At 68.0% G+C, this 24,847-nt stretch carries 21 protein-coding genes; 10 read left to right on the forward strand and 11 right to left on the reverse strand.

Annotation, left to right across the window (positions count from 1 at the left end; genetic code table 11):
- Positions 1 to 383: 383 nt before the first annotated feature.
- Positions 384 to 1,235, reverse strand: coding sequence for a protease modulator HflC (gene hflC / locus ATE67_RS14070; protein ID WP_058817307.1), 852 nt, complete (start codon positions 1,233 to 1,235; stop codon positions 384 to 386).
- Positions 1,235 to 2,386, reverse strand: a complete 1,152-nt coding sequence (gene hflK / locus ATE67_RS14075) for a protease modulator HflK (protein ID WP_082660379.1) — start codon at positions 2,384 to 2,386, stop codon at positions 1,235 to 1,237. Before hflK ends, hflC begins: the two co-directional genes overlap by 1 nt.
- 103 nt (positions 2,387 to 2,489) lie before the next feature.
- On the opposite strand from hflK, the gene ATE67_RS14080 reads away from it, so the two are divergent.
- The 7 genes from ATE67_RS14080 to ATE67_RS14110 all read left to right on the forward strand — a co-directional run bounded on the left by ATE67_RS14080 (position 2,490) and on the right by ATE67_RS14110 (position 10,109).
- A complete protein-coding gene (locus ATE67_RS14080) occupies positions 2,490 to 3,467 on the forward strand; it encodes an Mrp/NBP35 family ATP-binding protein (RefSeq protein ID WP_058817417.1) in 978 nt (325 codons plus the stop codon).
- Positions 3,467 to 3,889 (forward strand): CoA-binding protein, encoded by a 423-nt coding sequence (locus tag ATE67_RS14085; RefSeq protein WP_058817308.1) that lies wholly within the window; start codon positions 3,467 to 3,469, stop codon positions 3,887 to 3,889. The genes ATE67_RS14080 and ATE67_RS14085 overlap by 1 nt, the downstream gene beginning before the upstream one ends.
- Before the next feature lie 177 nt (positions 3,890 to 4,066).
- Positions 4,067 to 6,334 (forward strand): xanthine dehydrogenase family protein molybdopterin-binding subunit, encoded by a 2,268-nt coding sequence (locus ATE67_RS14090; protein WP_443028767.1) that lies wholly within the window; start codon positions 4,067 to 4,069, stop codon positions 6,332 to 6,334.
- On the forward strand, positions 6,331 to 7,323 hold the full coding sequence (gene hemH / locus ATE67_RS14095) for a ferrochelatase (protein ID WP_058817309.1): 993 nt from the start codon (positions 6,331 to 6,333) through the stop codon (positions 7,321 to 7,323). The genes ATE67_RS14090 and hemH overlap by 4 nt, the downstream gene beginning before the upstream one ends.
- A gap of 94 nt (positions 7,324 to 7,417) precedes the next feature.
- Positions 7,418 to 9,073, forward strand: coding sequence for a DUF1963 domain-containing protein (locus tag ATE67_RS14100; RefSeq protein WP_058817310.1), 1,656 nt, complete (start codon positions 7,418 to 7,420; stop codon positions 9,071 to 9,073).
- 75 nt (positions 9,074 to 9,148) lie between these two features.
- A complete protein-coding gene (phbB, locus tag ATE67_RS14105) occupies positions 9,149 to 9,871 on the forward strand; it encodes an acetoacetyl-CoA reductase (RefSeq protein ID WP_058817311.1) in 723 nt (240 codons plus the stop codon).
- A gap of 1 nt (position 9,872) precedes the next feature.
- Positions 9,873 to 10,109: a ribbon-helix-helix domain-containing protein gene (locus ATE67_RS14110; RefSeq protein WP_058817312.1), complete on the forward strand. Its 237-nt coding sequence runs from the start codon at positions 9,873 to 9,875 to the stop codon at positions 10,107 to 10,109.
- Here the strand turns inward: ATE67_RS14110 and ATE67_RS14115 are convergent.
- The 9 genes from ATE67_RS14115 to folE form a co-directional block, all read right to left on the reverse strand.
- Entirely contained in the window at positions 10,106 to 10,963 is an 858-nt protein-coding gene (locus ATE67_RS14115) for an ATP-grasp domain-containing protein (protein WP_058817313.1), read from the reverse strand. The two genes, ATE67_RS14110 and ATE67_RS14115, sit on opposite strands and share 4 nt — an antisense overlap.
- Positions 10,964 to 11,066: 103 nt before the next feature.
- Positions 11,067 to 15,767, reverse strand: a complete 4,701-nt coding sequence (locus tag ATE67_RS14120; protein WP_058817314.1) for an NAD-glutamate dehydrogenase — start codon at positions 15,765 to 15,767, stop codon at positions 11,067 to 11,069.
- A gap of 160 nt (positions 15,768 to 15,927) precedes the next feature.
- The gene (locus tag ATE67_RS14125) at positions 15,928 to 17,274 is read right to left on the reverse strand and encodes a hypothetical protein (protein ID WP_058817315.1); all 1,347 of its coding nucleotides are present in this window, start codon (positions 17,272 to 17,274) and stop codon (positions 15,928 to 15,930) included.
- Between the two features lie 88 nt (positions 17,275 to 17,362).
- Complete coding sequence (locus ATE67_RS14130; protein ID WP_058817316.1) at positions 17,363 to 17,743, reverse strand: OsmC family protein; 381 nt, start codon at positions 17,741 to 17,743, stop codon at positions 17,363 to 17,365.
- Between the two features lie 142 nt (positions 17,744 to 17,885).
- Positions 17,886 to 18,440, reverse strand: a complete 555-nt coding sequence (locus ATE67_RS14135) for a fasciclin domain-containing protein (protein WP_058817317.1) — start codon at positions 18,438 to 18,440, stop codon at positions 17,886 to 17,888.
- Positions 18,441 to 18,519: 79 nt separating this feature from the next.
- A complete protein-coding gene (locus ATE67_RS14140; RefSeq protein ID WP_058817318.1) occupies positions 18,520 to 19,194 on the reverse strand; it encodes an anti-sigma factor in 675 nt (224 codons plus the stop codon).
- Complete coding sequence (locus ATE67_RS14145; protein WP_058817319.1) at positions 19,187 to 19,792, reverse strand: sigma-70 family RNA polymerase sigma factor; 606 nt, start codon at positions 19,790 to 19,792, stop codon at positions 19,187 to 19,189. The genes ATE67_RS14140 and ATE67_RS14145 overlap by 8 nt, the downstream gene beginning before the upstream one ends.
- Before the next feature lie 5 nt (positions 19,793 to 19,797).
- A complete protein-coding gene (locus tag ATE67_RS14150; RefSeq protein WP_231728164.1) occupies positions 19,798 to 20,826 on the reverse strand; it encodes an NAD(P)/FAD-dependent oxidoreductase in 1,029 nt (342 codons plus the stop codon).
- Positions 20,826 to 21,428, reverse strand: a complete 603-nt coding sequence (gene folE / locus ATE67_RS14155) for a GTP cyclohydrolase I FolE (RefSeq protein ID WP_058817320.1) — start codon at positions 21,426 to 21,428, stop codon at positions 20,826 to 20,828. The genes ATE67_RS14150 and folE overlap by 1 nt, the downstream gene beginning before the upstream one ends.
- A 168-nt stretch (positions 21,429 to 21,596) precedes the next feature.
- Between folE and ATE67_RS14160 the strand changes: the two genes are divergently transcribed.
- The 3 genes from ATE67_RS14160 to ATE67_RS14170 all read left to right on the forward strand — a co-directional run bounded on the left by ATE67_RS14160 (position 21,597) and on the right by ATE67_RS14170 (position 24,825).
- On the forward strand, positions 21,597 to 22,169 hold the full coding sequence (locus ATE67_RS14160; protein WP_082660381.1) for a PAS domain-containing protein: 573 nt from the start codon (positions 21,597 to 21,599) through the stop codon (positions 22,167 to 22,169).
- 87 nt (positions 22,170 to 22,256) lie between these two features.
- Positions 22,257 to 22,979 (forward strand): SDR family NAD(P)-dependent oxidoreductase, encoded by a 723-nt coding sequence (locus tag ATE67_RS14165; protein ID WP_058817322.1) that lies wholly within the window; start codon positions 22,257 to 22,259, stop codon positions 22,977 to 22,979.
- A gap of 259 nt (positions 22,980 to 23,238) precedes the next feature.
- On the forward strand, positions 23,239 to 24,825 hold the full coding sequence (locus tag ATE67_RS14170; protein ID WP_231728165.1) for a cryptochrome/photolyase family protein: 1,587 nt from the start codon (positions 23,239 to 23,241) through the stop codon (positions 24,823 to 24,825).
- Positions 24,826 to 24,847 lie beyond the last annotated feature (22 nt).

The following is a 24,847-nucleotide window of genomic DNA, read 5'->3' on the forward strand; positions in this document are numbered from 1 at the left end:
TTTCTCTTGCGAAAAACTAGAGGGTCAGAACCCATGAAGAACTCGTTCGAGGCGGCGAAATGGCGAAGATATCGCCTTCGCGCGGCCGCCGCCGATGGTGGTTCCATCTGCAAGGCCGCGCGGAGGCGATATCGAAGCCATTTCGCCGTCCCTTCGGGATTTGGCCGATTTTGTCCATGGCTGCGTCAGCGAGCCTTGGAATATGCTCATATGCCTGCGTCTCGCTTCCTTGCCCTGAACAAAATCGCCTCAAACCTCGAACGAGTTCTTCATGGGTTCTGACCCTTTCCCCGGCAGCGGCTATCTGCTCACCGGAGGCTGAACGACGTTTGAACATGAACGGCGGTTGCAAATGCCGTTCATCTGCCCTCGGCCCGGACCGATCAGCCGCCGCTAAAGCGCTTCAGATATTCATTGTCGGGCGACAGGATGATCGACGTCCCGCCCCGGTTGTTTTCGCCGAGGAAGGTCTGGCGATAGCTCTGCATCGCGCGGTAGAAATCATAGAATTCGGGGTCCTTGCCAAAGCTGGCGGCATAGATGCGTGCCGCTTCACCGTCGGCGCCGCCGCGGATGATCTGCGCCTCCTTCTCGCCTTCGGCGCGGATGGTGATCGCCTCCTGCTGGCGAGCGGTGCGCATGCGGTTGTACGCGGCCTCCAGCGTCGCGCCTTCGGGCAGGTCGGCGCGCTTGATGCGGACATCGATGATCTCGGCGCCATATTTGTTCGCCTCGCGGTTGAGCGCGACCTGGATATTGTCCATCACCGCGCCGCGCTCGGCGGACAGCAAGGTCGCGAAGGTCCGCTTGCCCAGTTCGTTGCGCAGCGACGAACCAAGGATGGTCGCGAGCTGCTGCTGCAACCGCTCTTCGGTGCGGATCGCGGTGTACATGCGCACCGGATTGGTGATGCGAAACCGCGCGAAGGCATCGACCTGCAGCCGCTGCTGGTCGGTCGACAGCACCTGCTGGCGCTCCATGTTCACGCCGAGAATGCGCTTGTCGATATATTGGATGCCGTCGGTGAAAGGCACGCGCAGCACGAGGCCCGCACCCGAGCGGCCGAAGTCCTCGCCGGGCTTGTAACGGTTCACGGTGCGCTCGATTTCGCCGAAGCGCAGGATCAGCGCCTGCTTGTCCTCGGGAACAATCGCCAGCGTTTGCGACAGGATGACAAGAAATACGAGCAGGCCGGCGATCAGCCGCAGCGGATAGCGGAACAGGGAGTCGAACATCACTGGCCTCCCTTCGTGGTCACATCGGCTGCAGGTTCAGCCAGCCGCCGCTGCGCCTGATTGATCGGCAGATAGGGGGTCACGCCGCGCGCCTCGACGACCGTCTTGTCGACGTTCGACAACACATTCTCCATCGTTTCATAATAAAGGCGCTTGCGGGTCACGTCCGGCGCCAACCGATATTGCTCGTAAATCTGGTCGAAGGCCGCGGTGTCGCCGCGCGCGCGCTCCAGAACCTGTTGCTGATAGGCACGGGCGCGGTTGATCGCCGATTCGCGTTCCTGCCGCGCCGCGGTCACCTCCTTGAACGCTTCATCGACCTGGCTCGGCGGATCGGCCTGCCGGATCGCGATGCCCTGGATCGTCACGCCGGCGCGATATTCGTTGAGCAGCGCCTGCATGCGCTGCTGGACCTGCCGTTCGATCTCCACACGGCCGGGACCGATCGCCTGGACAAGATCGAAATTGGCCACGGTCGCGCGCATCGAGCTTTCGGCGACCTCGCGGATCGTCTCTTCGGGGCTGGCGAGCTGGAAGATGAAGAGTTCGGGATCGCGCACCGACCAGCGGACCTCATAGGCGAGGTCGACGATGCTCTGGTCGCGCGTGAGCACGAAATTCTCGTCGGTCGCATTGGGCGAGCCGATCGCCATCGTCCGGATCGCGCGGACATCCTCCAGGCGAATGCGTTCGAGCGGCACGGGCAGCGTGAACTTCACGCCCGGACCGACGGTGCGCGAATAGCTGCCAAGGCGCGTCACCACGCCTTCCTTTTCGGGCGGCACGATGTGAAAGCTCGAGATCAGCCAGACCACGGCCAGCGCCAGCGCAACCCATTTCCAGACGCGCGACGAATCGCCGAAGTTGAAACCGCCGCCGCCCGAACCGCCGCCGCCGAAGCCGCCGCGGCCCTTGCGCAGCAGCTCGTCGAGCGCCGACGGGCCGCGCGGCTTGCGCTGGCGCGCGGAATCGGCGGGGTCGGGGGTGACCCAGGGGTTGCGCGGACCCGGCCTGTCGCCGTCCCCGCCCTTGTCATCCCGGTCGCCTTTCGGTCCCCACGGGCTGTTCGCCATCAGGCTGATCTGGTGGAAAAATTGCCGCAATCCCCCTCGGGCGCGGCCTCCCATGCTTCCGTCACTTTCGTTGCTCATGCCTGCTTTTATAGGGAGGGAGAGCGGGATTAACAGGGGGCGCAGAAAAATGACGGACGAAAATGGCTGGCTTTCGCCCTCACCATCCCTATTTCCCGCGAACATGACCGACACCGCACCCCTCGCCAGCATCGCCACCGATCTCAGCGGCGGCCGCACCTCGGGCCTTCGTTTTCTGGACGGCGAGGGCACGCTCGCAATCGTCCTCGACGTCACCGGGCTCGCCGAAGCGGACCGCAATCCGCTCGAAGAGAAGATCCGCGCCGGCCTGCTCGCCAAACCCGGCGTCACCTCGGTGCGCGTGGCGATGACCGCCGAGCGCAAGGGCATGACGATCATCGCGGTCGGCAGCGGCAAGGGCGGGGTCGGCAAATCGACCCTCGCCGCCAATCTGGCGGTTGCGCTCCACCGCCGCGGCGTGAAGGTCGGCCTCGTCGACGCCGACATCTATGGCCCGTCGCAGCCCCGATTGATGGACAGCGAGGGCGTCAAGCCCGAGGCGCGCGGATCGAAGCTCGCGCCGGTTCCCAACGCCTATGGCGTGCCGATGCTGTCGACCGGACAGATCGCCGCGCCGGGTCAGGCGATCGCCTGGCGCGGACCGATGGCGGGCCGCGCGCTCGAACAGCTGGTCGACGCGAGCTGGGGCGATATCGACACCCTGGTGGTCGACCTGCCCCCCGGCACCGGCGACGTCCAGCTGACGATGATCCAGAAGCACAAGCCCGCCGGCGCGGTGATCGTCTCGACCCCGCAGGATCTGGCGCTGATGGACGCGACCCGCGCGATCACCTTTTTCGAGCAGGCCGATGTGCCGCTGATCGGGCTGGTCGAGAATATGGCGGGCTATGCCTGCCCGCATTGCGGCGAGGTCAGCGATCCGTTCGGCAGCGGCGGCGCCGAAGCCGCGGCAAAGGTGATGGGGCTCGACTTCCTCGGCCGCATTCCGCTGTCGATGGGGATCCGCCTCGCCAGCGACGGCGGGGTTCCCCCCGCGGCCGGAACCGACCCGCAGGGCGAACCGTTCCACGCGATAGCGGCGAAGGTCGCCGACTGGCTCGATACGCGAAAGGGCAAATGATGGCGATCAACGACGATGCCGAAATCCGCGAACTGCTGGGCCAGCCGCGCCGCATCGCCGTCGTCGGCGCCTCGCCCAATCCCGCCCGCCCGTCGAACGGCGTGCTCGCCTTCCTGGTCCGGCAGGGCCACGACGTGATCGCGGTCAATCCGGGCCATGCCGGGACGACGATCCACGGCGCGCCGGTGGTCGCGACGCTCGCCGATGTCGAGCCGCCCGCCGACATCGTCGATATCTTCCGCGCCAGCGATCAGGCCGGCGCCGCGGTCGACGAGGCGATCGTGCAAGGCGCGAAGGCGGTGTGGCTCCAGATCGGGGTGATCGACGACGCCGCGGCCAAACGCGCCGCGGCGGCCGGACTGACCGTCGTCATGGACCGCTGTCCCAAGATCGAAGTGCCGCGCCTCGGGCTGCTGCGCTAACCTGCCCTGCCTGTGTCCCCGCGAAGGCGGGGACCGATCTCCGGCGGTTCGAGACGGCGTCGACGGAAGATGGGCTCGCGCCTGCGCGGGGGCACGGGGATCGCTTTCACCGAAACCTTTTGCCTCGTCGACTCACCGCGACTATCAGCAGCGGGCATGGCGGGCATCCGGGACAAAGTGGGGACAGACAAACGGCGCCTGCCGCACGTCAGCCGCCGCCAGATTCTGGTCGGCGCCACCGCGGCGGGCGGCCTTGCGATCGCCTGGACGCTGTGGCCACGCGACTATCAGCCGAACCTGACCGCCGCCCGCGATGAGCATGTCTTCAACGCCTTTCTGAAGATCGGCGACGACGGGCATATCAGCGCGATCGTCCCGCAATGCGAAATGGGTCAGGGCGTCACGACGCTGCTCCCGCAGATCATGGCCGACGAGCTCGGCGCCGACTGGCGCACGATGGCGGTCGAAACCGCGCCGATCAGCCCGCTCTACACCAACACGCTCGTCGTCGACGAGGATAGCGCCGCCTTCATGCCGCGCGCCGCCGTGCCCGATTTCGTCGCCGATGTGCGCCGCTGGGCGCGGCGCGAATGGGCGGTGCGCCACGCGGTGATGCTGACCGCGAACGGATCGTCGGTGCAGATGTTCGAGGGGCCGTGCCGCGCCGCGGCGGCGCAGGCGCGCGCGCTGCTGATGATGGCGGCGGCGCGGCGCTGGGATGTCGACTGGGAAAGCTGCGACACGCAGGGCGGCTTCGTCACCCACGGCAGGAAAAAGCTGCGCTTCGGCGAGGTCGCGGCCGCTGCGGCGCTGCTCGAACCGCCCGACGAGCCCGTCTATCGTTCGTCAAGCGCCGATCCGCTGTACGGCAAGGAAGTCATCCGGCTCGACCTGCCGGCCAAGATCGACGGCTCGGCCAATTATGCCGGCGACATCCGCCTGCCCGATATGGTGTTCGCGGCGATCCGGCAGGGTCCGCTCGGCGCGACGCGGCTGAAAAGCATCGACCGCAAGGCCGGGCTGAAGTCGCCCGGCCTGCTCCACATCGTCGAGCATGAGCGCTGGATCGCGACCGTTGCGCGCAACTGGTGGGCGGCGAACCGCGCGCTCGACCGCTTTGCGCCGGTTTTCGAGACCGAGGGCACGCCGATTTCGAGCGACGGCATCGACAAGGCGCTGAAAACGGCACTCAAGGGCGACGGCTATCGCATCGTCAAGCAGGGCGAAGTCGCCGAGGCGATGGAGGGCCGGACCAAGGTTTCGGCCCATTATGCGGTCGCGCCCGCCCTGCACGCGCCGATCGAAACGCGCACCGCGACCGCCGCGCCCGACGGCAGCCGCCTCCGCATGTGGGTCGCCACGCAGGCGCCCGCGCAATGCCGTGACGCCATCGCCGCGGCGACCGGCCTGTCGCCGTCGCAGGTCACGCTGTTCCCGATGATGGCGGGCGGATCGTTCGACGCCTGCCTGGACCATAGCGTCGCCGTGCAGGCGGCGATCATCGCGCTGCAGGTCAAGCGCCCCGTCCAGCTTGCCTGGTCGCGCGCCGAGGAAATCATGCGCGACATCCCGCGCGCGCCGGCGCGCGCGAAAATGACCGCGACGCTGAACGCCGCGGGCGGCATCGACGCGCTGGTTGCGCGGATCGCGGTCCCCGCGACCAACCACGAGGTCCGCGAGCGGCTGTTCGACAATGTCGCGCCCGACGTCGCGCAGCGCAGCGCCGCGGGATCGGTTGATGCCGCCGCGGTCGAGGGCGCCGCGCGCATCTATTCGATCCGCCATCTCGCGGTCGACCACTGCCCCGCCGACATCGGCCTGCCGACCGGGCGCTGGCGCGGCAATGCCGACAGCTACACCGCCTTCTTCACCGAAAGCTTCGTCGACGAGATGGCGGCGCGCGCCGGGCTCGATGCGCTCTCCTATCGCATCGCGATGCTCGGCGACGCGCCCCTGCTCGCGCGCTGCCTGCTCACCGCGACCAGCCTTGGCGGTTGGGAGGGGATGCTGTCGGGATCGGCGCAGGGCCTGGCGTGCCACAGCATGCGCGGCAGCCATATCGCGCTGATGGCGACCGCGCGGCTTGGCGAAGGCGGGCTGCAGGTCGAACAGCTGGTCGCCGTCGTCGATGCCGGCCGCCTCGTGAACCCCGCGATCGCGCGGCAGCAGATCGAGGGCGGCCTGATCTTCGGCCTCGCCGCCGCGGTCGGCGCCACGACCGACTATCGGGGCGGCGTCGCCACCGCCCGCAAGATCGGCCAGCTCGGCCTCCCCCGCCTGTCGCAGAGCCCGCAGATCCTTGTCGAGTTCCTCGACAGCGACCGCGATCCCGGCAGCCTCGGCGAGATTGCCGTACCCGTCGTCGCGCCGGCGATCGCCAACGCGATCTTCGCCGCGACCGGCCGCCGCATCCGCCGCCTGCCCCTGTCGGCGCAGCCGGTATGAGCGTGCCCGCCGGCCATCCGCCCATCGCCGCGCCGCGGGTCGGGCTGCTGCTCGTCAATCTCGGCACGCCCGATGCGCCCGACGCCCGGTCGGTGCGGCGCTATCTGGCCCAGTTCCTGTCCGATCGCCGCGTCGTGGAAATTCCGGCCCTGCTGTGGCAGCCCATACTTCGCGGGATCATCCTCACCACGCGCCCGAAAAAGTCGGCGCATGCCTACGCCCAGGTCTGGACCGACGACGGATCGCCGCTCGCGGCGATCACGCGCGCGCAGACGGCTGCCTTGCAGGCTGTAATGGGCGACATCGCCGTGAGCTATGCGATGCGTTATGGTCAGCCGGCGATCGGCGCGGCCATCGACGCGCTGGTCCAAAAGGGCGCCCGGCGCATTCTCGTCGCGCCGCTCTATCCGCAATATTGCGCCGCGACGACGGCAACGGTCGTCGATGCCGCGAACGCGCATCTGGCAACGCTGCGCTGGCAGCCGACGCTTCGCTTCCTGCCGCCCTATCATGACGATCGGGCCTATATCGACGCGCTGAAACGCTCGGTCGAGGCGGGGCTTGCTGCGCTCGATTTCGTGCCCGACGTCTTGGTCGCAAGCTTTCACGGCATGCCCGAGCGGACGCTGCATCTGGGCGATCCCTATCACTGCCAGTGCCAGAAGACCGCGCGGCTGCTCTCCGAAGCCCTGGGCCGTCCGATCGAGATCAGCTTCCAGTCGCGCTTCGGCCGCGCCAAGTGGCTGGAACCGGCCACCGACGCGACGCTCGAACGATTGGGCGGCGAAGGCCGCAGCGTCGCCATGTTCGCCCCCGGCTTCTCGGCCGACTGCCTCGAGACGCTCGAAGAGCTGGCGATTCGCGGGCGCGAGCAATTCACGGCGGCCGGCGGCGGCCAATTCGCCTATCTTCCTTGCCTGAACGACAGCGCTCCCGGCATGGCGATGCTGGAGGCACTGGTGCGCCGCGAACTCGCCGGATGGCTTTGAAATAATACGCGCTTACTCCCTGTTTAGGTCTTTCCTCTAGGGTCTTCGATGCGGCGCCGGGTCTGGCCGGTCGCCGGCTTTGGAAGGGCGACCCATGAACGACCTCAACTCCGCTGCGCTGATGCTTGGCGGCGCATTGCTCGCCTGGATATTGATCGTCTTCGCCGTGTGGTGGGTACGCCGCCCGAAGCCCGAGCCGGCCGCCTATGCAGCGCCGAAAGCGCCGCGCGAATTCCGCCTGCCCAGCCTGTCGCGCAAGGCCGTGCCCGAGGAGGAAACGGTCGAAATCGCACCGTCGCGCCTCGCCCGGATCAGCGGCAAGGCGCCGCTCGAAGCTGCCGCCGAAGCGGCCCCAGACCCTTGGGCCGACACGCCCGACGCCATCGACCCGGCGCCCGTGATCGTGCCCGAGGCGCATCCGGAACCGGTTTCCGAATACAGCCATGCCCCGGCGGCCGAAGCCGAACCGGCATCCGACGATTTCACGGCCGCACCGGCGGCGCTCGACGAGGCGATCCTCGAATCGCTCGTCGCCGAGGTCGAGGAAAGGGCGCACGCGGTCGACGTAGCTGTCCCAATTCCCCCCACGGCCAAGGCCTTCGTCCGCCTCGTCCAGAAAATCCCGCCGCCCGACGCGATCCTGCGCAAAAGCTGGATCGGCGGCCGCCCGCACCTGCCCGCCGACATGGAATGGCCGCGCATCGACGGCCAGGATGGCGATTTCCTGGCGCAGATCGTCTGCAGCGACCTTCCTGCCGACCTGTGGGACGGCCTCGGCCCGCGCCTCGGCACGCTCGCCTTCTTCACCAATCCCGACACCGGCGCGGCGACCGCAGTGCATCTGTCCGACGACGGCGCGCCGCGCGATCCGCCGCGCAGCGTCGGGCCCGCCTATTTCCAGCCTTGGCGAATCGATACCGCCGAACTTATGCCCTTCGCGATCCGCGCTTTCCCCGAATGGCCGGTCGACCTCGTGCCGGCGCAGCCCGGTGAGGCGGCCGGAACGGACGGCGATGCCGAGTTGCTGTTCGCCAGCGATTATGACATCGCCGACCCTGCCTTCCACCCCTTCGATTGGGGCACGATGCTGGCGATGGCCGAGATTCTGGAAAACCGGATGGCCCGGCTTGCCGTCGATGGCGCCGCCCCGGACGACGCGAGCGACGAGCTGGCACAGGCGATCGCCGAAGCCGCCGAGATCAACCGCGAGGCGCAGGTACGCGCGAGCGAGATTATCGACATCATCCACGAAAGCGCGGGTCAGGGCGTCCGCTTCTCGCCCGCCGACGCGACCGCGGTGCTCGCCGGGCTCCATGCGATCCGCTGGGCGAGCGTGACGACCGAATCCGACCCCGAAACCGGGGAAGATCGGGTCGAGGCGACAACCCTGCCGCTGACGCGCCACCACCCGACCGACGATCTGTGGGTCGACGCCTATCGCGCGGTGCTGTTCGACCGGCTGAAGCACGCCTATGCCGCCAGGCCCGACAGTCTGTCGCCGGCGGCGCGTGCCGTCTTTGAGCCGCTGTGGGACGCGATGGCCGCGCGCGAAACGGCGGCGATGGGCCACTTCCCGACCCGCCTGCGCGAAGGCTTCGACGCGGAGCGCGACGTCGCGCTGCTCGAGCTTCCGGCAAGCGGCCTCCGCAGCATCGGCCTGCGCAACCAAGGGTCGTTGCTCCTCGCCATCCGCAAGGTCGATCTGGCCGCGGGCGACTTTTCGAAGATACGCGCCCTCGCCGGCAATTGACGCGCCGGTCAACTTGCGGGCGGCAAATCCGCATCCTAAGCATGGGTCAAACGACCAACTTGGGAGACGGGCATTATGGGACGCATCGCAATCGTTACCGGCGGCAGCCGCGGCATCGGCGAAGCGATTTCGCTGAAGCTGCAGCAAGAGGGCGTCACCGTCGTCGCCAACTATGCCGGCAACGACGACAAGGCGCGTGAGTTCACCGAACGCACCGGCATCGCAGCCAGAAAATGGGACGTTGGCGACCATCAGGCCTGCCTCGACAATTGCGCCGCGATCGCCGCGGAATTCGGTCCGATCGACATCGTCGTCAACAATGCGGGCATCACGCGCGACGGCACGCTGGCGCGAATGAGCTATGACGACTGGCACGACGTGATGCGCGTCAATCTCGGCGGCTGCTTCAACATGGCCAAGGCGACCTTCGGCGGCATGGTCGAGCGCGGCTGGGGCCGCATCGTCAACATCGGTTCGATCAACGGCCAGGCCGGCCAATATGGCCAGGTGAACTATGCCGCCGCGAAGTCGGGCATCCACGGCTTCACCAAGGCGCTGGCGCAGGAAGGCGCGAAAAAGGGCGTCACGGTGAACGCGATCGCCCCCGGCTATATCGACACCGACATGGTCGCCGCGGTCCCGGCGCCGGTGCTGGAAAAGATCGTCGCGAAAATCCCGGTCGGCCGCCTCGGCCAGGCCGACGAAATCGCCCGCGGCGTCGCCTTTCTGTGCAGCGAGAATGCCGGCTTCGTCACCGGATCGACGATGTCGATCAACGGCGGCCAGCATATGTATTGAGGTGCCGGGCGGCCTTCATCCCCCCGTAAAGCGCTCCGTGACGATCGCGGGGCATCCGACGTCGATCAGCCTCGAACCGATGTTCTGGGAGGCGCTGGAGGCCGAAGCCCACCGGCTGGCGCTCCCCGTCAACGCGCTCGTCGCGCGAATCGACGTCGAGCGGATGGAGGCCGACGATCCGCCGAACCTGACCTCGGCGATCCGCCAGTGGTTGTGGCGGGGACGGCCGGCGGACTAGATCGCGGCGTAAACAGCCCTGCCGAACGCAGCGCCCTTATCGTCGGCGAAATGCAGGAACAGCGACGGTTCGATCAGTTCGAGTTCCATGATGTGGAGCTTGCCCGCCGCATCGCCGACCATGTCGACGCGCGCATAGACCGGCGGCGCGGGGGCAGCGGCAAGCGCATCGGCGGCAAGCGCCTGCGCTTCGGCGCTCGCGTTCCAGTCGGCCTCGCGTCCGCCGAACTGTTCCTGCACGCGAAAATCGCCCGATGCGGGGCGCTTGACGATCGCGTGGCTGAAGGCGCCGTCGAAGAAGAAGAGCGAATATTCGCCCTCGGTCAGAATGCCTTGCATCAGGGGCTGGACCAGCCGGCGCTGGCCGAGCGCATCGGCGGGGATTGGCGCGCTGGGTGCGATCCGGTGCGTGCCGTCGGCGCCGCCCGAGATGGCGGGCTTGATCACGACCTCGTCGACACCAAGCGCGGCGCGGGCCCTGTCGAGGCCCGATTGGTCGAGCGCGGCGACGTCGACCGTCGGCACCACCGCAACGCCCCTTGTCCCCAGCTCGGCCAGATAGGCCTTGTCGCTGTTCCAGCGCAGCACCGGCACGGAATTGACCACCGGCAACCTCTCGCGCTCCAGCCGATCGAGCAGCGCATACCAGGTCGCGACATCGCGCTGATAGCCCCAGGCGAACAGCGGCAACACCAGATCATGGCCCGACAAATCGCCGGGATCGGTCCACACGCGCGGCTCGACGATCAGGCCCGCCGCGGTCAGCGCCGCCGCCTTGCGGGCGAAGGCGGGCTGCCACGTCTCGTAATAATCGGGCGCCGGGACGAGGATCGCGACGCGCGGCTGATAGGGCATTCTTATCTCCGAGGCGGTACCAGCCCTCTCCCCCGCCCAGCCTCCCGATCCAGGATATTCTGTTGGGAGGCTGGGCGGGGGAGAGGGCTGGTACCGCTCTAAATCAACGCCCCAGCAATCCGCGCGCCTGACCGGCGATATGCGACAGCATGGCGCCGTTCGGGTTCGGGATCGTCCGCGCGCGGTCGATGGTGGTGCGGAACTGGGCCACGCGCGGGGCATTGTCGGCCAGCCACTTCGTCACCGCCGCGTCGAGGTCGCCCTTCGGCAGCCCGGCGAGGAAGGTCAGACGCATCTGCTGGAAATCGCGCGCGAGGCTGTTGACCAGCAGGCGTTCCCACGGATCGGCCGGGCTCATATGCGCCGCCAGCGTCTGCGCCCAGTCGAGGCCGAGCGCTTCGCCAAGGTGCGTGAAGGCGTGCGTCACCGCGACCTCGTCGTCGCCGCGCCGCGCCGCCAGATCGACGATGCCGATCGCGCCGTCGGTCTTGAACAGGCGGACGACCGCCGAGGTCAGCGCTTCGGGCGCGCCCGCGTCGAGCAGTTGCTGCGCGAGCATGTCCCACTGGCGCTTGACCGACGGGCTGAGCAGCGCATCGACCCCCTTGGTCAAGCGCTCGACGCCGGGTTCCAGCCGCTCGACGACCGGCCCGGGCTGCGACAGCGTCGATGTGATGCGGAGCAGGTCGGCCATCTGCGAGGTCATCGCCGAGGCGGCCTGACTGAACAGCGAGAGCCGGATGCCCTCGTTGATCTTCGCGGCATCGAGCGAGCTCCACAGGTCGCGCATGCCGAGCAGCCGTTCGACCGCCACGAAAGCGGCGGCGACTTCGCCCAGCGAACAACCTTCCTCTTCGACGACCTCGAACGGGTGGACGACGCCCATGCGGTTGATGATGCGGTTCGCCAGCTTGGTCGCGATGATTTCGCGGCGCAGCTGGTGATCGGCGATCGCCTGCGCGAAATCGCGCTGCATCTCGGCCGGGAAGGCGGCGGCGAGGTCGCTCGCCAGCGCCGGATCGTCGGGCAGGCTGCTATGCTCGATCGCATCCTGCAGCGCGAGCTTCGCGGTCGACAGCAGCACGGCGAGCTCGGGCCGCGTCAGACCGCGGCCCTCCTGCGCGCGGCGGAGCAGTTCGTCGTTCGCCGCGAGCCCCTCGACCTTGCGGTCGAGCCGGCCCGAGGTCTCGAAGGTTTCCATGATCCGCACCAGCGACGGCACCGCCGCCGAACCGCCCTTTTCGGCGATCGACAGCGCCAGCGCCTGCAGCCGGTTGTCCTCGAGCACCAGCGCCGCCACATCGTCGGTCATCCGCACGAGCAGCGCATCGCGCGCCTCCTGCGCGAGGCGACCCTCGGCCATCTCGCGGTTGAGCGCGATCTTGATGTTCACCTCGTTATCCGAGCAGTCGACGCCGGCGCTGTTGTCGATGAAGTCGGTGTTGATCCGCCCGCCCTTCGCCGAGAAGGCGATACGCGCGGCCTGGGTGACGCCAAGGTTTGCGCCCTCGCCCACGGCGCGGACGCGCAGATCCTCGGCGTCGACGCGCAGCGCGTCGTTCGCGGGATCGCCGACCTCGGCATTGTTCTGCGCCGCGGCCTTCACATAGGTGCCGATGCCGCCGAACCAGAGCAGGTCGGCCGGCGCCTTGAGGATCGCCGAGATCAGCGCCCCGGGTTCGATTTCGGACTGCGACAGGCCGAGCGCCGCCTGCACCTCGGGGCTCAGCGGAATGCTCTTCTGGCTGCGCGGGAAGACCCCGCCGCCCTTCGAGATCAGTTTCTTGTCATAGTCCTCCCAGCTCGACCGCGGCAGCGCGAACATGCGGTCGCGTTCCTGCCAGCTTTTCGCCGGGTCGGGATCGGGGTCGAGGAAGATATGCCGGTGGTCGAACGCCGCCACCAGCTGGATCGCCTTCGACAGGAGCATGCCGTTGCCGAACACGTCGCCCGACATGTCGCCGCAGCCGACGACGCGGATCGTGTCGGTTTGCACATCGACGCCCATTTCGGCGAAGTGGCGCTGGACCGAGACCCACGCGCCCTTGGCGGTGATGCCCATCGCCTTATGGTCGTAGCCCTTCGACCCGCCGCTCGCGAAGGCGTCGCCGAGCCAGAAATTGCGCTCCATCGCCAGCGCGTTGGCGACGTCGGAGAAGGTCGCGGTGCCCTTGTCGGCGGCGACCACGAAATAGGGGTCTTCGCCGTCGCGGATCACGACGCCCTTCGGATGCAAGACCTTGCCGCCGACGAGGTTGTCGGTGATCGACAGCAAGGAGCGGATGAAGATGCGATAGCATTCGGTGCCCTCGGCGAACCAGGCATCGCGGTCGAGCGAGACGTCAGGCAGCGCCTTCGGATAGAAGCCGCCCTTTGCGCCGGTCGGCACGATGACGGCGTTCTTGACGCGCTGCGCCTTCATCAGCCCCAGAATTTCGGTGCGGAAGTCGTCGCGGCGGTCGGACCAGCGCAGGCCGCCGCGCGCGACCGGACCGGCGCGCAGGTGAATGCCCTCGACCCGCGGCGAATAGACCCACACTTCGCGCCATGGCAGCGGCTTCGGCAGGCCGGGCACCAGGCTGGAGTCGATCTTGAACGCCAGCGCCTCTTGGGCGGCGGGCGCGAAGGCGTTGGTGCGCAGCGTCGCGCCGATCACGGCATGGAACAGGCGCAGGATACGGTCATCGTCGATCGACTTGATGTCGGCGAAGCCGGCCTGGATTTCGGCATCGAGCTCTGCGGCGCGGTCGGCGTCATGCGCCTTGGGATCATGGAGCGCGCGGAAACGCTCGACCAGCTTCGTCGTCAGCACCGGCGCGTGGCGCAGCGCCGCGACGACCGTGTCCATGCCATAGCTCGACCCGCCCTGCCGCATGTAGCGGAACCAGGCGCGGAGCCAGACGATCGCCTGCGGATCGGTCTGCGTGACCAGCACCAGCTCGTTGAACGCGTCATTCTCGGCCTTGCCATCGAGCACCGCGGCGATCGCGCCTTCGATGGTCCCGACATAGGGAAGCAGCGCGGTTTCATCGACCGAGGCCGGCAGGCGCAGCGAAAAATCGTGGATGAAGGTCGGCGCTTCGGCTTCGTCCTCGCCGGCGCGAACGTGGAGTTCGGTCGGGATTTCCTCGAGCACCTCGAAGCCGAAATGTTCGAGCGCCGGCACGACATCGGAAAGCGCGAGCGGGCCCGCTGCGCTATAGACCTTCAGCCGCAGCCGGTCGTCGCCGTCGAGGCTCTTGCGCGCGAGCCGCACGCTGCGCGGATTGTCGGCGTCGAGGTCGCGCAGGCGCAGGATGTCGCTCGCCGCCTCCTCGGGATTGTAGAGGTTGCGATAATTGGCCGGAAAGAGCGGCGCGAAGCGCGACGCCAGCGCCGCGGCGCGGCCCGCGTCTCCGCGCTTGGCAAGCGCCGCCTCGACCTCTGGCTGCCAGCCGCGGACCATCTGTTCGAGCTGGGCATTGAGCGCATCGGCATCGGGGACGACGCCGCCGCTGCGCAGATCGAGCGTATAGCGGAGCAGCGCCGCGCCGCCGTCTTCGAGCACCATCGTCCAGCCGATCACGCCGGCCCTGGCTTCGCGCACAAGCAGCGATTCGACCGCAAGGCGGCGGTCCGTCGACACTTCGTCGCGCGGCAGCCAGACGAAGGCGAACAGATGGCGGCCGAGCGCGCTCCGCACCATCACGATCTTCGGCCGCGGACGGTCGGTGATCGACATCGAGGTCAGCACCAGATCTTCGAGCGAGGCGCTGTCGAAGGCGATGAGCAGGTCGTGCGGCAGCGCGGTCAGCGCATGCGCGAGCGCCTTGCCCGCGTGGCCGGTCGGATCGAAACCGAATTTCGCCATCAGCGCGTCGAGCTGCGCGCGCAGCATCGGCACCTTGGCCGGCGGGGTCGACAGCGCGGCGCTGGTCCACAGCCCCGCGTGGATCGACAGCTTCTCGACCTTCTTGCCCTTGAGTTCGGGGACGATCACGAGATCGAGCAGCACGCGGCGGTGCACCGCCGACAGGCGGTTCGACTTGATGAGGAGCGGCGATGCGCCACCCTTGTCGAAATAGCCGAAGGCGGCTTCGAGCGCGTTGGGCGAAAGCAGCTGGCTGGTGCTGCTCGCCGAAATCCCGAGCGCGTCGTGGACCGCGCCATCGCGCGAGCGCCATTCGTGGCCGAGTTGCGTCATCGCGCCGCCCTCGAACCAGCGGAGCAATTCGGCGGCCTCGCCCTCGGCGCGCATCGCCGCGTCGGCGAGCATCGCCGCGCGCATCGCGCGCCAGTCCGCCACCGCGGCGCGCACATCGGCGAGCGCCGCTTCGAGGCCGTCGAGCAGGCGGCGGCGGGCGCGGGCGTCGCCGCGTTCGAGTTCCATATAGATGACCGATTCGCGCGCGCTGCCGGTCTTGCCGGCGTCGGCGCTGGTCAGCTTGCCCTTTGCGTCGCGTTCGACCGAAACGACGGGGTGGAGGATGCGGTGGATCGCAAGGCCCTGGGCGCCGACGATCTGCGACACCGAATCGACCAGGAAGGGCATATCGTCATTGACGACGACCAGTCGCATGCGGCGGTCGGTGCCGTCGACGGCCATCGGCTCGAGCAGCAGCGACGGCTTGCCATCGGCGCGATCGAGCGAGGCGCGCGCCGCGAAGGCCCCCGCCTCGGCCAGCGCCTTGGCGTCGAGGTCGTCGCCTTCGCCGGGCAGCGCGCTGCCGTACAGGGCGGCCGACAAGGCTTTGGCGATTTTGGCAGGAATTTGGGCGGCCGGTGCGATGTGTGCGTCCGGCGTGTCAGTCGTTTTAGAAGGCATAAGGGTGTTGCATCCCGAACCGAGAGTGACAGGCCTCTACCGGGGGGACCGGCCGGCCCGTTCGCTACGCCGCCCTATGCGCCTCTGCGGCGCGCGGTTCAACACCCCGCGCGCATTCGCGCAAAATAATTTCAATTTTCGGATTGTCTGTTGCGCGCGATCAATAGGTGATCGGGATGGCTTTCTTCGCCAGCTTCGCGACCAGCGCCGGATCGTCGGCGGCCTTGGCGACAATGCCGATATGACCACCGGGCATCGCGCGCGCGATCAGCACGACGAACTCGGCGTCGCCGGCCTCATGTTCAAGGATCACGGCCGGATGCGCGGTGCGCAGCGCGTCGAGTTTTTCATCGCCCTTGTCGGCAGTTTCGCCCTCGGGCTTGCGGCGCGCGCGGGCATCCTTGACGAGGCCCTTGAGCCCGCCCGGATAGCGATCGAGATAGGCGGCAAGTTCGCCGCGCGCGATGCCTTCCTCCCTGGCGTGACCGAGGACGCAGGCATATTCGGCAAGGCGCGTCTTGTCGTAGTTCGCGCCAAAGACCAGCTTGACGACCGGCGTCATCGGCGCGCGATCCTGCGCGGCCAGCCCCGCATCCTCCAGCAGTTCGGCAAAGGCGTCGGGCTGCGCGTCGGCGGCGAGCGCGAAGTCCCACGCCTTGCCGACCGCCTGATACAGCGCGCTGCGGCTGCGGCTGTCGGCGGCGATCGCGCGCTCGGCGGTTTCGCGCGCTACGGCGAGCCAGTCGGCGAGTTCGGCGTCGGCCTCGACGGCCGGGACTTCGACTTCCCCGGCCTCTTCGACGAACGCGTCGGTCAGCAGCATTTCATCCTCGGCCTCGTCGGCGAGCGCCGCAAAGCCGGGGGTCGCGTCTGCGACGTCCTCGTCGAGATGCTCCGAGTCCGGGCCGTCGGCCCACACCGGCACCGGCGCGGTCAGCGGCGCCGCGCTGCGCAGCGCCTGCTCGACCGAAAGCTGCAGTTCGGCCGCCTCGTCGGCGGGAACGGCTTCCTTCCAGTTGATGACGCCCATGATGAAATCGATCGTGTCGTCGTCGGACGAGAAGGGCAGCAGGATGCCGCGGTACATGATCGTCACGCCGCGATCGTTGACGAACTCGGCCTCGAAGCCGATCGGCGCGCGGTTGGCGATGATCTGGAGATAATGGTCGGTCAGCCGCGACAGCAGCGAGCGGCCCGGGATGTCCTTGATATAGTGAACCTCGTCGTCGATCTGCGATTCGATGCGCAGACGCTCGCCGAGGTAGGAGATGCCGGGGTTGTCGATGCCCTGCGTGAAGTCGAGCAGCACCGCGTTCGGACCGAAATCGGCGCCGTCCAGATCGACATCCTCGACCGACGGATAGGCGCGGTCGTGAAGCAACGATGCCCAGTAATTATAGGCCCGGACCTGCATCCGCCGCTCATCGGCGCCGACCGCGGGCGGCGCGTCGATCGCGCCATCGTCCTGATCGTGGCTGCCCGCAAGCAGCCCGCGCAAGCTGTCCATCTACCTGTCCCCAATCGCAAACATCGGCGGATGTCATGCACCAGAAGTGGTAAAGGTGGCGTAAACGATGCCTGCGCAGGGTGCCGGATCAGGTCAGGCGCGTGTCGATCGGCAGACCGTTTTTCAGCGTCAGCGTGACCGGGGTGCGTTCCGCGATGTCGGCCATTCGCGCCCGCTGTTCGTCGTCGAGCCCGGCGATCGTCAGCGTGCGGTCGATGCGGCGCTCCTCGGCGCCGTGGAGGCGCAGACCGACCTCCAGCGATTCCAGCGGCCAGCCCTTGCGGTCGGCGTACATGCGCAGCGTGATCGCCGTGCAGGCGCCGAGGCTGGCGAGCAGCAAATCATAAGGCGCGAAGCCCGCACCCTGGCCGCCGAGCGCGGGCGGTTCGTCGGCGGTCAGATCGCGGCCGTTGACGGTGATTTCGGTGCGATACCGGTCTTTCCCGATGCGCGCGATGCCTTGCGCCATGTCCGCCTCCTCCTGCTCGGCCAGCCCCTATGTCTAGCCGGTCCGAACCCGAAAGGAAGACAGCGAATCTCGCCCGCGATACTCCATCGCGCTGGGGGCAAGGGCGCTACCGGCCCGGCCACCGGCCGGGCCGGGCCTGTCGTCAGCCGGGGAGCAGGACCCCGTCGATGACATGGATGACGCCGTTCGATTGCAGCACGTCGGCCGGGCCGATCCTGGCCTGACCGCCCTTCGCATCGGTGACGTACCAGACGCCGTCCTTCTGCCACACCGTCAGCTTTGCGCCCTGCACCGTCGTCAGCACGGCCTTGCCGCCATTGGCCTGCGCCTGCGCTGCGATATCGGCGGCGGTAAGACGGCCCGGCACGACATGATAGGTCAGGACCGCGGTCAGCGTCCCCTTGTTCTCGGGCTTCAGAAGGGTGTCCACGGTGCCGGCCGGGAGCTTCGCAAAGGCGGCGTTGGTGGGTGCGAACACGGTGAACGGGCCGGCGCCCGCAAGCGTGTCGACCAGGCCGGCCGCCTTCACCGCGGCGACCAGCGTGGTGTGATCCTTGGACGCCGCAGCGTTTTCGACGATCGTCTTGGTTTCATACATCGCGGCGCCGCCGACGTCGGGGTTCTTGGCGGACGCGATACCAGCAGTGGCCACAAGGGCGGCGGCTGCCGCGCCGAGGCCGATCCGAGAGAGCTTCATAGACGTGTCCTTTCATGATCGCTCCCGAAAGGGGGGTGGGGAGCGGGGTAGCTACGAAACAGGCCTTTGCGCGGATGCATCAGGCGGCAATTATTCTCCCCTGCGCGATCGGGTCTCCGCTCGGAACCCGATGCGGCGTCGGGGACGGCGCCTCGCGCGTGATCGCAAGCCGCGCGCTGCCGTCGATCAGCGGGCGAAGATGGCGCGGCATGTCCATCTCGGCCGGCCCGCGGGATGGCAGCTGGCCGAGCGATACCGGCTCGCGCCCGGGCGCCAACAGCCAGAGCTCCGGTACGCCCCGCCCCGCGCCGAAAGCCTGGACATCGACCCGCATCCTGCCCGTGCGGCGGTCATATCGGGCAAGGACGCGGGTGTCCGCGCCGGCAATCGTTGCGACGGCGACACCGGTGCGGGGGCTGGTCGCGGGGATCGTGACGAACAGGAGGAGGCAGGCTGCCGCGGCCGCGATCACGCCGCCGACAAGCCAGGCCCGGCGGCGGCGGTTCGGCTGCGGCGGCGCAGCGTCCCCGGCATCGATCGCCGCTTCGATCCGGTCCCACACCCGCGCCGGCGGCGGGACATCGGGCGCCAGGGCGGCGAAGGCGGCGAAGCGTACCTCCCATCGCGCGATTTCGGCGGCCAGCGCCTCGTCCCCGCCGCGGGGAGGCTCCGTTCGATCCTCGTCGTCGAGGCGAAGTGCGCGCTCCGCAGCCCGCACCGCATCCTCCCCATTCTGGCCGTTCGGGTCAGGCATCGCCAAGACAACTGCGAAGCCGCAGGAGCGCGCGGCGAATGATGCTTTTCATCGTCCCGAGGGGCAGCGCCTCGCGCGCCGCAAGCTCGGCATAGGTCAGGCCCTCGAAATAGGCGGCGCGGATGAAAGCGGCGGATCGCGGCTCGAGGCCCGCGAGACAGGCCGCAAGGCGCGCGTCCTCTTCGGCGACGACAAGCAGATCGTCGGGAGACGGACCATTATCGGCCGCGGCCAGGACCATCTTGTCGATCGGAACGAGACGCAGCCTGGCGCGACCATCGGACGATCGATGGGCATCGATCGCGCAGTTGCGCGCGATGGCGGTCAGCCAGCTGATCGGACTCGCCCGGTTGCGGTCGAAACTGCCCGCTTTTTCCCAGATCTTGATATAGGCCGACTGCAATATGTCCTCCGCACGCGCCCTGTCGCCGCAGATACGAAGGCAGACCCCGAAAAGCTTCGCGGCGGTCAGACGATAGACGTCCCGGAACGCCTTCCTGTCCCTGCGCGCCGCGGCCTCGATCGCATCGGCGAGGCGATTTCTCGCCCGATTTCTGTCGTCTGCTGCGGCGACCGCTTGGCTTGGCTCGCTCGACATCGGCCTTACCTCAGGCTGCCGCTCTGGATGGACGGCAGCGGGCCGTCGGCATCGCCGTCGGCCCGCGCGAGGTCCTGCGGCAACGCCGACGAGGAACGCGCGCCGCGCGTCATCGTGGCGCCGAGCTCGTGCCCGCTCCGCCAGGCGTGCTCGACATAGCCATGCGCAAGCCAGTCGCCGCAGACGCCAAGCCCGGTCGCCGCGTTCCACAGGTGACCGGCGTCGCTGCCCGAGGGCTGGGCGAAGAGCCAGCGATGAGCGTCGGCAAAGAAAGGCTCGGGAACCGCAATGTCGCCGGCTTGGCCGAGCGCCGAGAGCAGCTCGCGGCAAATGGTCGCGGCGTCGGCGCCGATGTGCGCCTCGCTCCAGGTCCAGTCCGCCTGAACGATCCAATGTTCATGGCGGGCGCGGCCCGGCCGCGCATTGCCCCTGACCCCGTAGAGGATCGGCCCGCGGCTCTTGAAAAAGTCGGGAAGCCCCTTCAGTCCCCGGTCGAAAGCGAACATCGCCGTCCAGATGGGATAGGAGCGCACCGCCATCGCCGCCCGCGCGAGCCCGAAGTCGAGGAGCGACAGGAGGGGCGCCGCCTGTTCGGCGGGGATCGCGACGACCACCGCGTCGAACGGTCCGATCCGCTCGCTCGCGCGATACAGCGACCACGCGCCGTCCTCGCGGACGATCGCACTGATATGGGACGACCAGAGGATCTTGTGATGCGCCGCCATCGCCTTCACCGGCGCGTTCATCGTCGGAACGCCCACCCAGGCGTCGAGGCCAGCGACCGGCCAGGGCGCGGCATGTCCCCCCTGCATCCATTCGCGCGCCAGCGCCCGGAATTCCGGCGAGCGAACCGTGAAATGCGTGGCGCCATGGTCGAACGCGATCTCGCCGCGCGCCGTGGCGACCCGCCGGGTCGAGAGCCTGCCCCCCGTCCCCCGCGCCTTGTCGAACAGCACGACGTCATGACCGGCCGCCACAAGCCGGTTCGCGCAGGCCAGCCCTGCAATACCGGCCCCGATGATCGCCGTGCGCATCAATAGCCCATCAGCGACAGCACTTCCTTGCGGCTGCGCTGGTCGTTCAGAAAGCAGCCGAGCAGCCGGCTCGTGACCATGCCCACGCCGTGACTGCGCACGCCGCGGCCGGTCATGCAGCCGTGCTGCGCGTCGATGACCACCGCGACGCCATGGGGTTGGAGATTGTCCCAGATGCATTGGGCGACCTCGGCCGTCAGGCGCTCCTGCACCTGGAGACGCCGGGCGTAGCCGTTGAGGACGCGCGCGAGCTTGGAGATGCCCACGACGCGGTCCTTTGGCAAATAGGCGATCGACGCCTTGCCGGTGATCGGCGCCATATGATGCTCGCAATGCGATTGAAACGGGATGTCGCGAAGCAGCACGACCTCGTCATAGCCCCCGACCTCTTCGAAGGTGCGCGCGAGGTGGATCGCCGGATCCTCGTCATAGCCCAGGCAATACTCCCGCCATGCGCGCGCGACACGCCTTGGCGTATCGACCAGGCCTTCGCGCTCCGGGTCCTCGCCGACCCAGCGCAGCAGCGTTGCCACCGACGCAAGCACTTCGGCCGGTATCTCACCGTCGTTCCGGGCTTCGATCGAAGGGGGTACATAGAGCATGGTCCGCGCCTCTTTTGGTGAAGCTTTGGCGGTCCGGAGGAGAGTTGAGGGAGGTGGACCGCCACTTACCCGCTTGCACGAAGGGTCCCGGCTGTCGCAACATGTCCCTTGGGGCAGGTCGCGTCCCGGGCGTTGCGAAGGGTTGGAAATCAAATGTCTTTAAAGGCCATGATCGCGGCAAGTCCGATCGCGGCGGTCATCAGCAATCCACGCCTGGCCGATAATCCGATCGTCGAGTGCAATGACGCGTTCGTCGATCTGACAGGCTATGCGGCAGATGAAATCGTCGGCCAGAATTGCCGCTTCCTCACCGGACCCGACACCGAGACCGAACTCAGCGACGAACTGCGCAGCGCGATCCGCGAGAGGCGTCCGGCGCTGGTCGAGATCCTGAATTACAAAAAGGACGGCACCCCTTTTCGCAACGCCGTTCTGGTCGCCCCGATCTTCGGCAGCGATGGGGGACTGGAATATTTCCTGGGATCCCAAATGCAGGTCGGTGACGATCGGGCGATGCTCGACCGGCGCCGCGCCGAAGCGCGCCGCCGCATCGAAGCCCTCTCGCCGCGGCAGCGCGAAGTGCTGCTGCTGATGGCCGAGGGCAGTCTCAACAAGCAGATCGGCTATCGCCTCGGGCTTTCGGAGCGAACGGTCAAAATGCACCGGGCGGCGCTCCTGAACTCGCTCGGTATCGCCACGACCGCCGACGCCATCCGCCTCGCCGTCGAGGCAGGCTTCTGACATGACCTAAGGGCCAGCTGGCGGCGATGGCCGCCCTCGCTCATGCTGCGGCCATGATCCAGTTTGGATTCCGGTTGGAATGGAGCGATGACGGATAAGTCGGCCTGCATCATCGGCGCGTCGGGCGGGATCGGTTCGGCGCTTGCCGCGCTGCTTCCCGCGCGAGGCTATGGCCGCATCCACGCCGGCATGCGCTCGCCGCGAACGGTCGCAGGTCCCGGATTCCGCCCCTTCGCCATCGACCTTTGCGATACGGCCTCGATCGAGACCGCCGCGGCCGACATCGCGGCAGCTGGCCCGCTGGATCTTCTGGTCGTCGCGACCGGGGTGCTGCACCGCGAACCCGACATCCGGCCGGAACGGAGCCTGAAGCAGATCGAGCGCGATGCGATGGAGACGGTCTTCTCGATCAACACGATCGGCCCGGCGCTCGTCGCGCGCTATTTTCTGCCGCTGCTCGCGCGCGACCGCCGCGCCGTCGCGGTCTTCCTCTCGGCGCGCGTCGGTTCGATTGCCGACAATCGCCTCGGCGGCTGGCACAGTTACCGTGCCTCCAAGGCCGCGCTCAACGCGCTGGTGCGCGGCTTCGCGATCGAAGCGCGCGCCCGCAACGGCCAGTCGGTGGTGGCGGCGCTGCATCCGGGGACGGTCGATACCGGCCTCTCGAAGCCCTTTCAGCGCGGCGTCCGGGCCGGGCAGCTGTTTACAGCGAGCCAAAGCGCGCGGCACCTTCTCGACGTTGCCGATCGGCTTGGCCCCGATGATAGCGGCGGCTTCTTCGCCTGGGACGGGAGCGTCATGCCCTTCTGACGGGCCGTCACGGCGACCCGAGGGCCCGGCACGTCGGGGTACATGATCGCTTTCAGTCCCGCATGGCATGCCACGCGGCCAGGGCGCGCGCCCGCGCAGCGCCGCGCCGCCGATCTGCCCCTTCGGACAGGCTGACAGGGGCGGCGCGCAATTGCAGCATGCAAACCGACCACATGACCTTGTTGCCCTTCTTGCCCTCCGATGCCCCGCGATCCGTGACAAGAATCGGAACCCGTCTGATCGACCTCGGCACGCCCGCTTGTCCGTCGCGACGCAGCAGCGCAGCGCCGCGGTGACGGTCCTCGTGCCGATCCTTGGCGACCAGCTGTCGCATGCCATCGCATCGCTAAGGAACCGATCGCGGTCGGATACGGTCGTGCTGATGATGGAGGTCGCGGACGAGGCGCGATATGTCCGCCATCACAAACAGAAGATCATATTCATTCTCGCCGCGATGCGCCATTTCGCCGCCGAGCTTGCCGCGGCCGGCTGGACCGTCGATTACATCCGCCTCGACGACGCGGATAACAGCGGCAGCTTCGCCGGCGAACTGACGCGCGCCGTCGCCAGGCACCGCCCCCATGCGATCGCGATGGTCGAGCCCGGCGAATGGCGGGTACGCCAGGCGATCGATGCATGGCGCGCGCGCTTCGACGGGTCGATGGACATCCTCGAAGACGATCGCTTCCTGTGCTCGATCTCCGAATTCAGGCGATGGGCGGGGCAGCGCAGCACGCTGGTGATGGAATATTTCTATCGCGACATGCGCCGCAAGACCGGCCTGCTGATGACCCCGGACGGCGCGCCGGTCGGCGGCCAATGGAACCTCGACGACCAGAATCGCGCGCCGCCGAAGAAGGGCCAGACCTATCCGGCCCCGCTGCGCTTTGCGCCCGACGCTGTGACGCAGGAGGTCATCGCGCTCGTCGAGGACCGGTTCCCGGACCATTTCGGCAATACGGCGACCTTCGCGCTGCCCGTCACCGCGCGGCAGGCCCAGCAGGCGCTCGCCCATTTCATCGACCAGGCGCTCCCGCATTTCGGGACGTTTCAGGATGCGATGGTGGCGGGCGAGGATCTGCTGTTCCATAGCTGGCTGAGCCCGGCCCTGAACATCGGCTTGCTCACCGCGGGCGAAGCGACGGCGGCCGTCGCCGCGGCCTATGAGGCCGGAAAGGCGCCGCTGAACGCCGCCGAGGGCTTTGTTCGCCAGCTGATCGGCTGGCGCGAATATGTGCGCGGCTATTATTGGCTGGAGATGCCGGGCGTCGCCGATGCCAACGCGCTCGGCGCCGAACGCCCGCTGCCCGAATTCTTCTGGACCGGCGAGACCGACATGTTTTGCCTCGCCGAGGCCGTCCGCAACACCCGCGACAACGCCTATGCGCATCATATCCAGCGCCTGATGGTGCTCGGCAATTTCGCCATGCTGGCGGGCGTGCGGCCGCAGGACGTCGGCGACTGGTTCCTGACCGTCTATGCCGATGCCTTCGAGTGGGTCGAACTGCCGAACGTCCTGGGAATGAGCCAGTACGCCGACGGCGGCCGGCTCGGCACGAAGCCCTATGCCGGCGGCGGCGCCTATATCAACCGCATGTCCAACTACTGCGGACACTGCTCCTATGATGTGAAGGCGAAGACGGGCCCCCAAGCCTGCCCCTTCAACGCGCTCTACTGGGATTTCCTTGCCCGGCACGAGGATCGGTTTCGCAGCAATCGGCGGATGGCGAACATGTACGCGAACTGGGACCGCATGGGTCCGGACAAGCAGCAGGCGTACCGCAAATCGGCCGCGGCGTTCCTGGCCGGCCTGATCGCCGCAGCGCCCGGCTGGGTACGCGCTTAGACGCGCTGACCGCCCGCTTTCC

It is taken from the genome of Sphingopyxis sp. H050, from assembly GCF_001468265.1.
Lineage (GTDB): Bacteria > Pseudomonadota > Alphaproteobacteria > Sphingomonadales > Sphingomonadaceae > Sphingopyxis.

What these genes read in the sequence shown, in the direction of transcription:
- hflC (WP_058817307.1), bottom strand. Translation starts at nt 1,235, where the DNA reads ATGTTCGACTCCCTGTTCCGCTATCCGCTGCGGCTGATCGCCGGCCTG.
- hflK (WP_082660379.1), bottom strand. Translation starts at nt 2,386, where the DNA reads ATGAGCAACGAAAGTGACGGAAGCATGGGAGGCCGCGCCCGAGGGGGA.
- ATE67_RS14080 (WP_058817417.1), top strand. Translation starts at nt 2,490, where the DNA reads ATGACCGACACCGCACCCCTCGCCAGCATCGCCACCGATCTCAGCGGC.
- ATE67_RS14085 (WP_058817308.1), top strand. Translation starts at nt 3,467, where the DNA reads ATGGCGATCAACGACGATGCCGAAATCCGCGAACTGCTGGGCCAGCCG.
- hemH (WP_058817309.1), top strand. Translation starts at nt 6,331, where the DNA reads ATGAGCGTGCCCGCCGGCCATCCGCCCATCGCCGCGCCGCGGGTCGGG.
- ATE67_RS14100 (WP_058817310.1), top strand. Translation starts at nt 7,418, where the DNA reads ATGAACGACCTCAACTCCGCTGCGCTGATGCTTGGCGGCGCATTGCTC.
- phbB (WP_058817311.1), top strand. Translation starts at nt 9,149, where the DNA reads ATGGGACGCATCGCAATCGTTACCGGCGGCAGCCGCGGCATCGGCGAA.
- ATE67_RS14115 (WP_058817313.1), bottom strand. Translation starts at nt 10,963, where the DNA reads ATGCCCTATCAGCCGCGCGTCGCGATCCTCGTCCCGGCGCCCGATTAT.
- ATE67_RS14120 (WP_058817314.1), bottom strand. Translation starts at nt 15,767, where the DNA reads ATGCCTTCTAAAACGACTGACACGCCGGACGCACACATCGCACCGGCC.
- ATE67_RS14125 (WP_058817315.1), bottom strand. Translation starts at nt 17,274, where the DNA reads ATGGACAGCTTGCGCGGGCTGCTTGCGGGCAGCCACGATCAGGACGAT.
- ATE67_RS14130 (WP_058817316.1), bottom strand. Translation starts at nt 17,743, where the DNA reads ATGGCGCAAGGCATCGCGCGCATCGGGAAAGACCGGTATCGCACCGAA.
- ATE67_RS14135 (WP_058817317.1), bottom strand. Translation starts at nt 18,440, where the DNA reads ATGAAGCTCTCTCGGATCGGCCTCGGCGCGGCAGCCGCCGCCCTTGTG.
- ATE67_RS14140 (WP_058817318.1), bottom strand. Translation starts at nt 19,194, where the DNA reads ATGCCTGACCCGAACGGCCAGAATGGGGAGGATGCGGTGCGGGCTGCG.
- ATE67_RS14145 (WP_058817319.1), bottom strand. Translation starts at nt 19,792, where the DNA reads ATGTCGAGCGAGCCAAGCCAAGCGGTCGCCGCAGCAGACGACAGAAAT.
- ATE67_RS14150 (WP_231728164.1), bottom strand. Translation starts at nt 20,826, where the DNA reads ATGCGCACGGCGATCATCGGGGCCGGTATTGCAGGGCTGGCCTGCGCG.
- folE (WP_058817320.1), bottom strand. Translation starts at nt 21,428, where the DNA reads ATGCTCTATGTACCCCCTTCGATCGAAGCCCGGAACGACGGTGAGATA.
- ATE67_RS14160 (WP_082660381.1), top strand. Translation starts at nt 21,597, where the DNA reads ATGATCGCGGCAAGTCCGATCGCGGCGGTCATCAGCAATCCACGCCTG.
- ATE67_RS14165 (WP_058817322.1), top strand. Translation starts at nt 22,257, where the DNA reads ATGACGGATAAGTCGGCCTGCATCATCGGCGCGTCGGGCGGGATCGGT.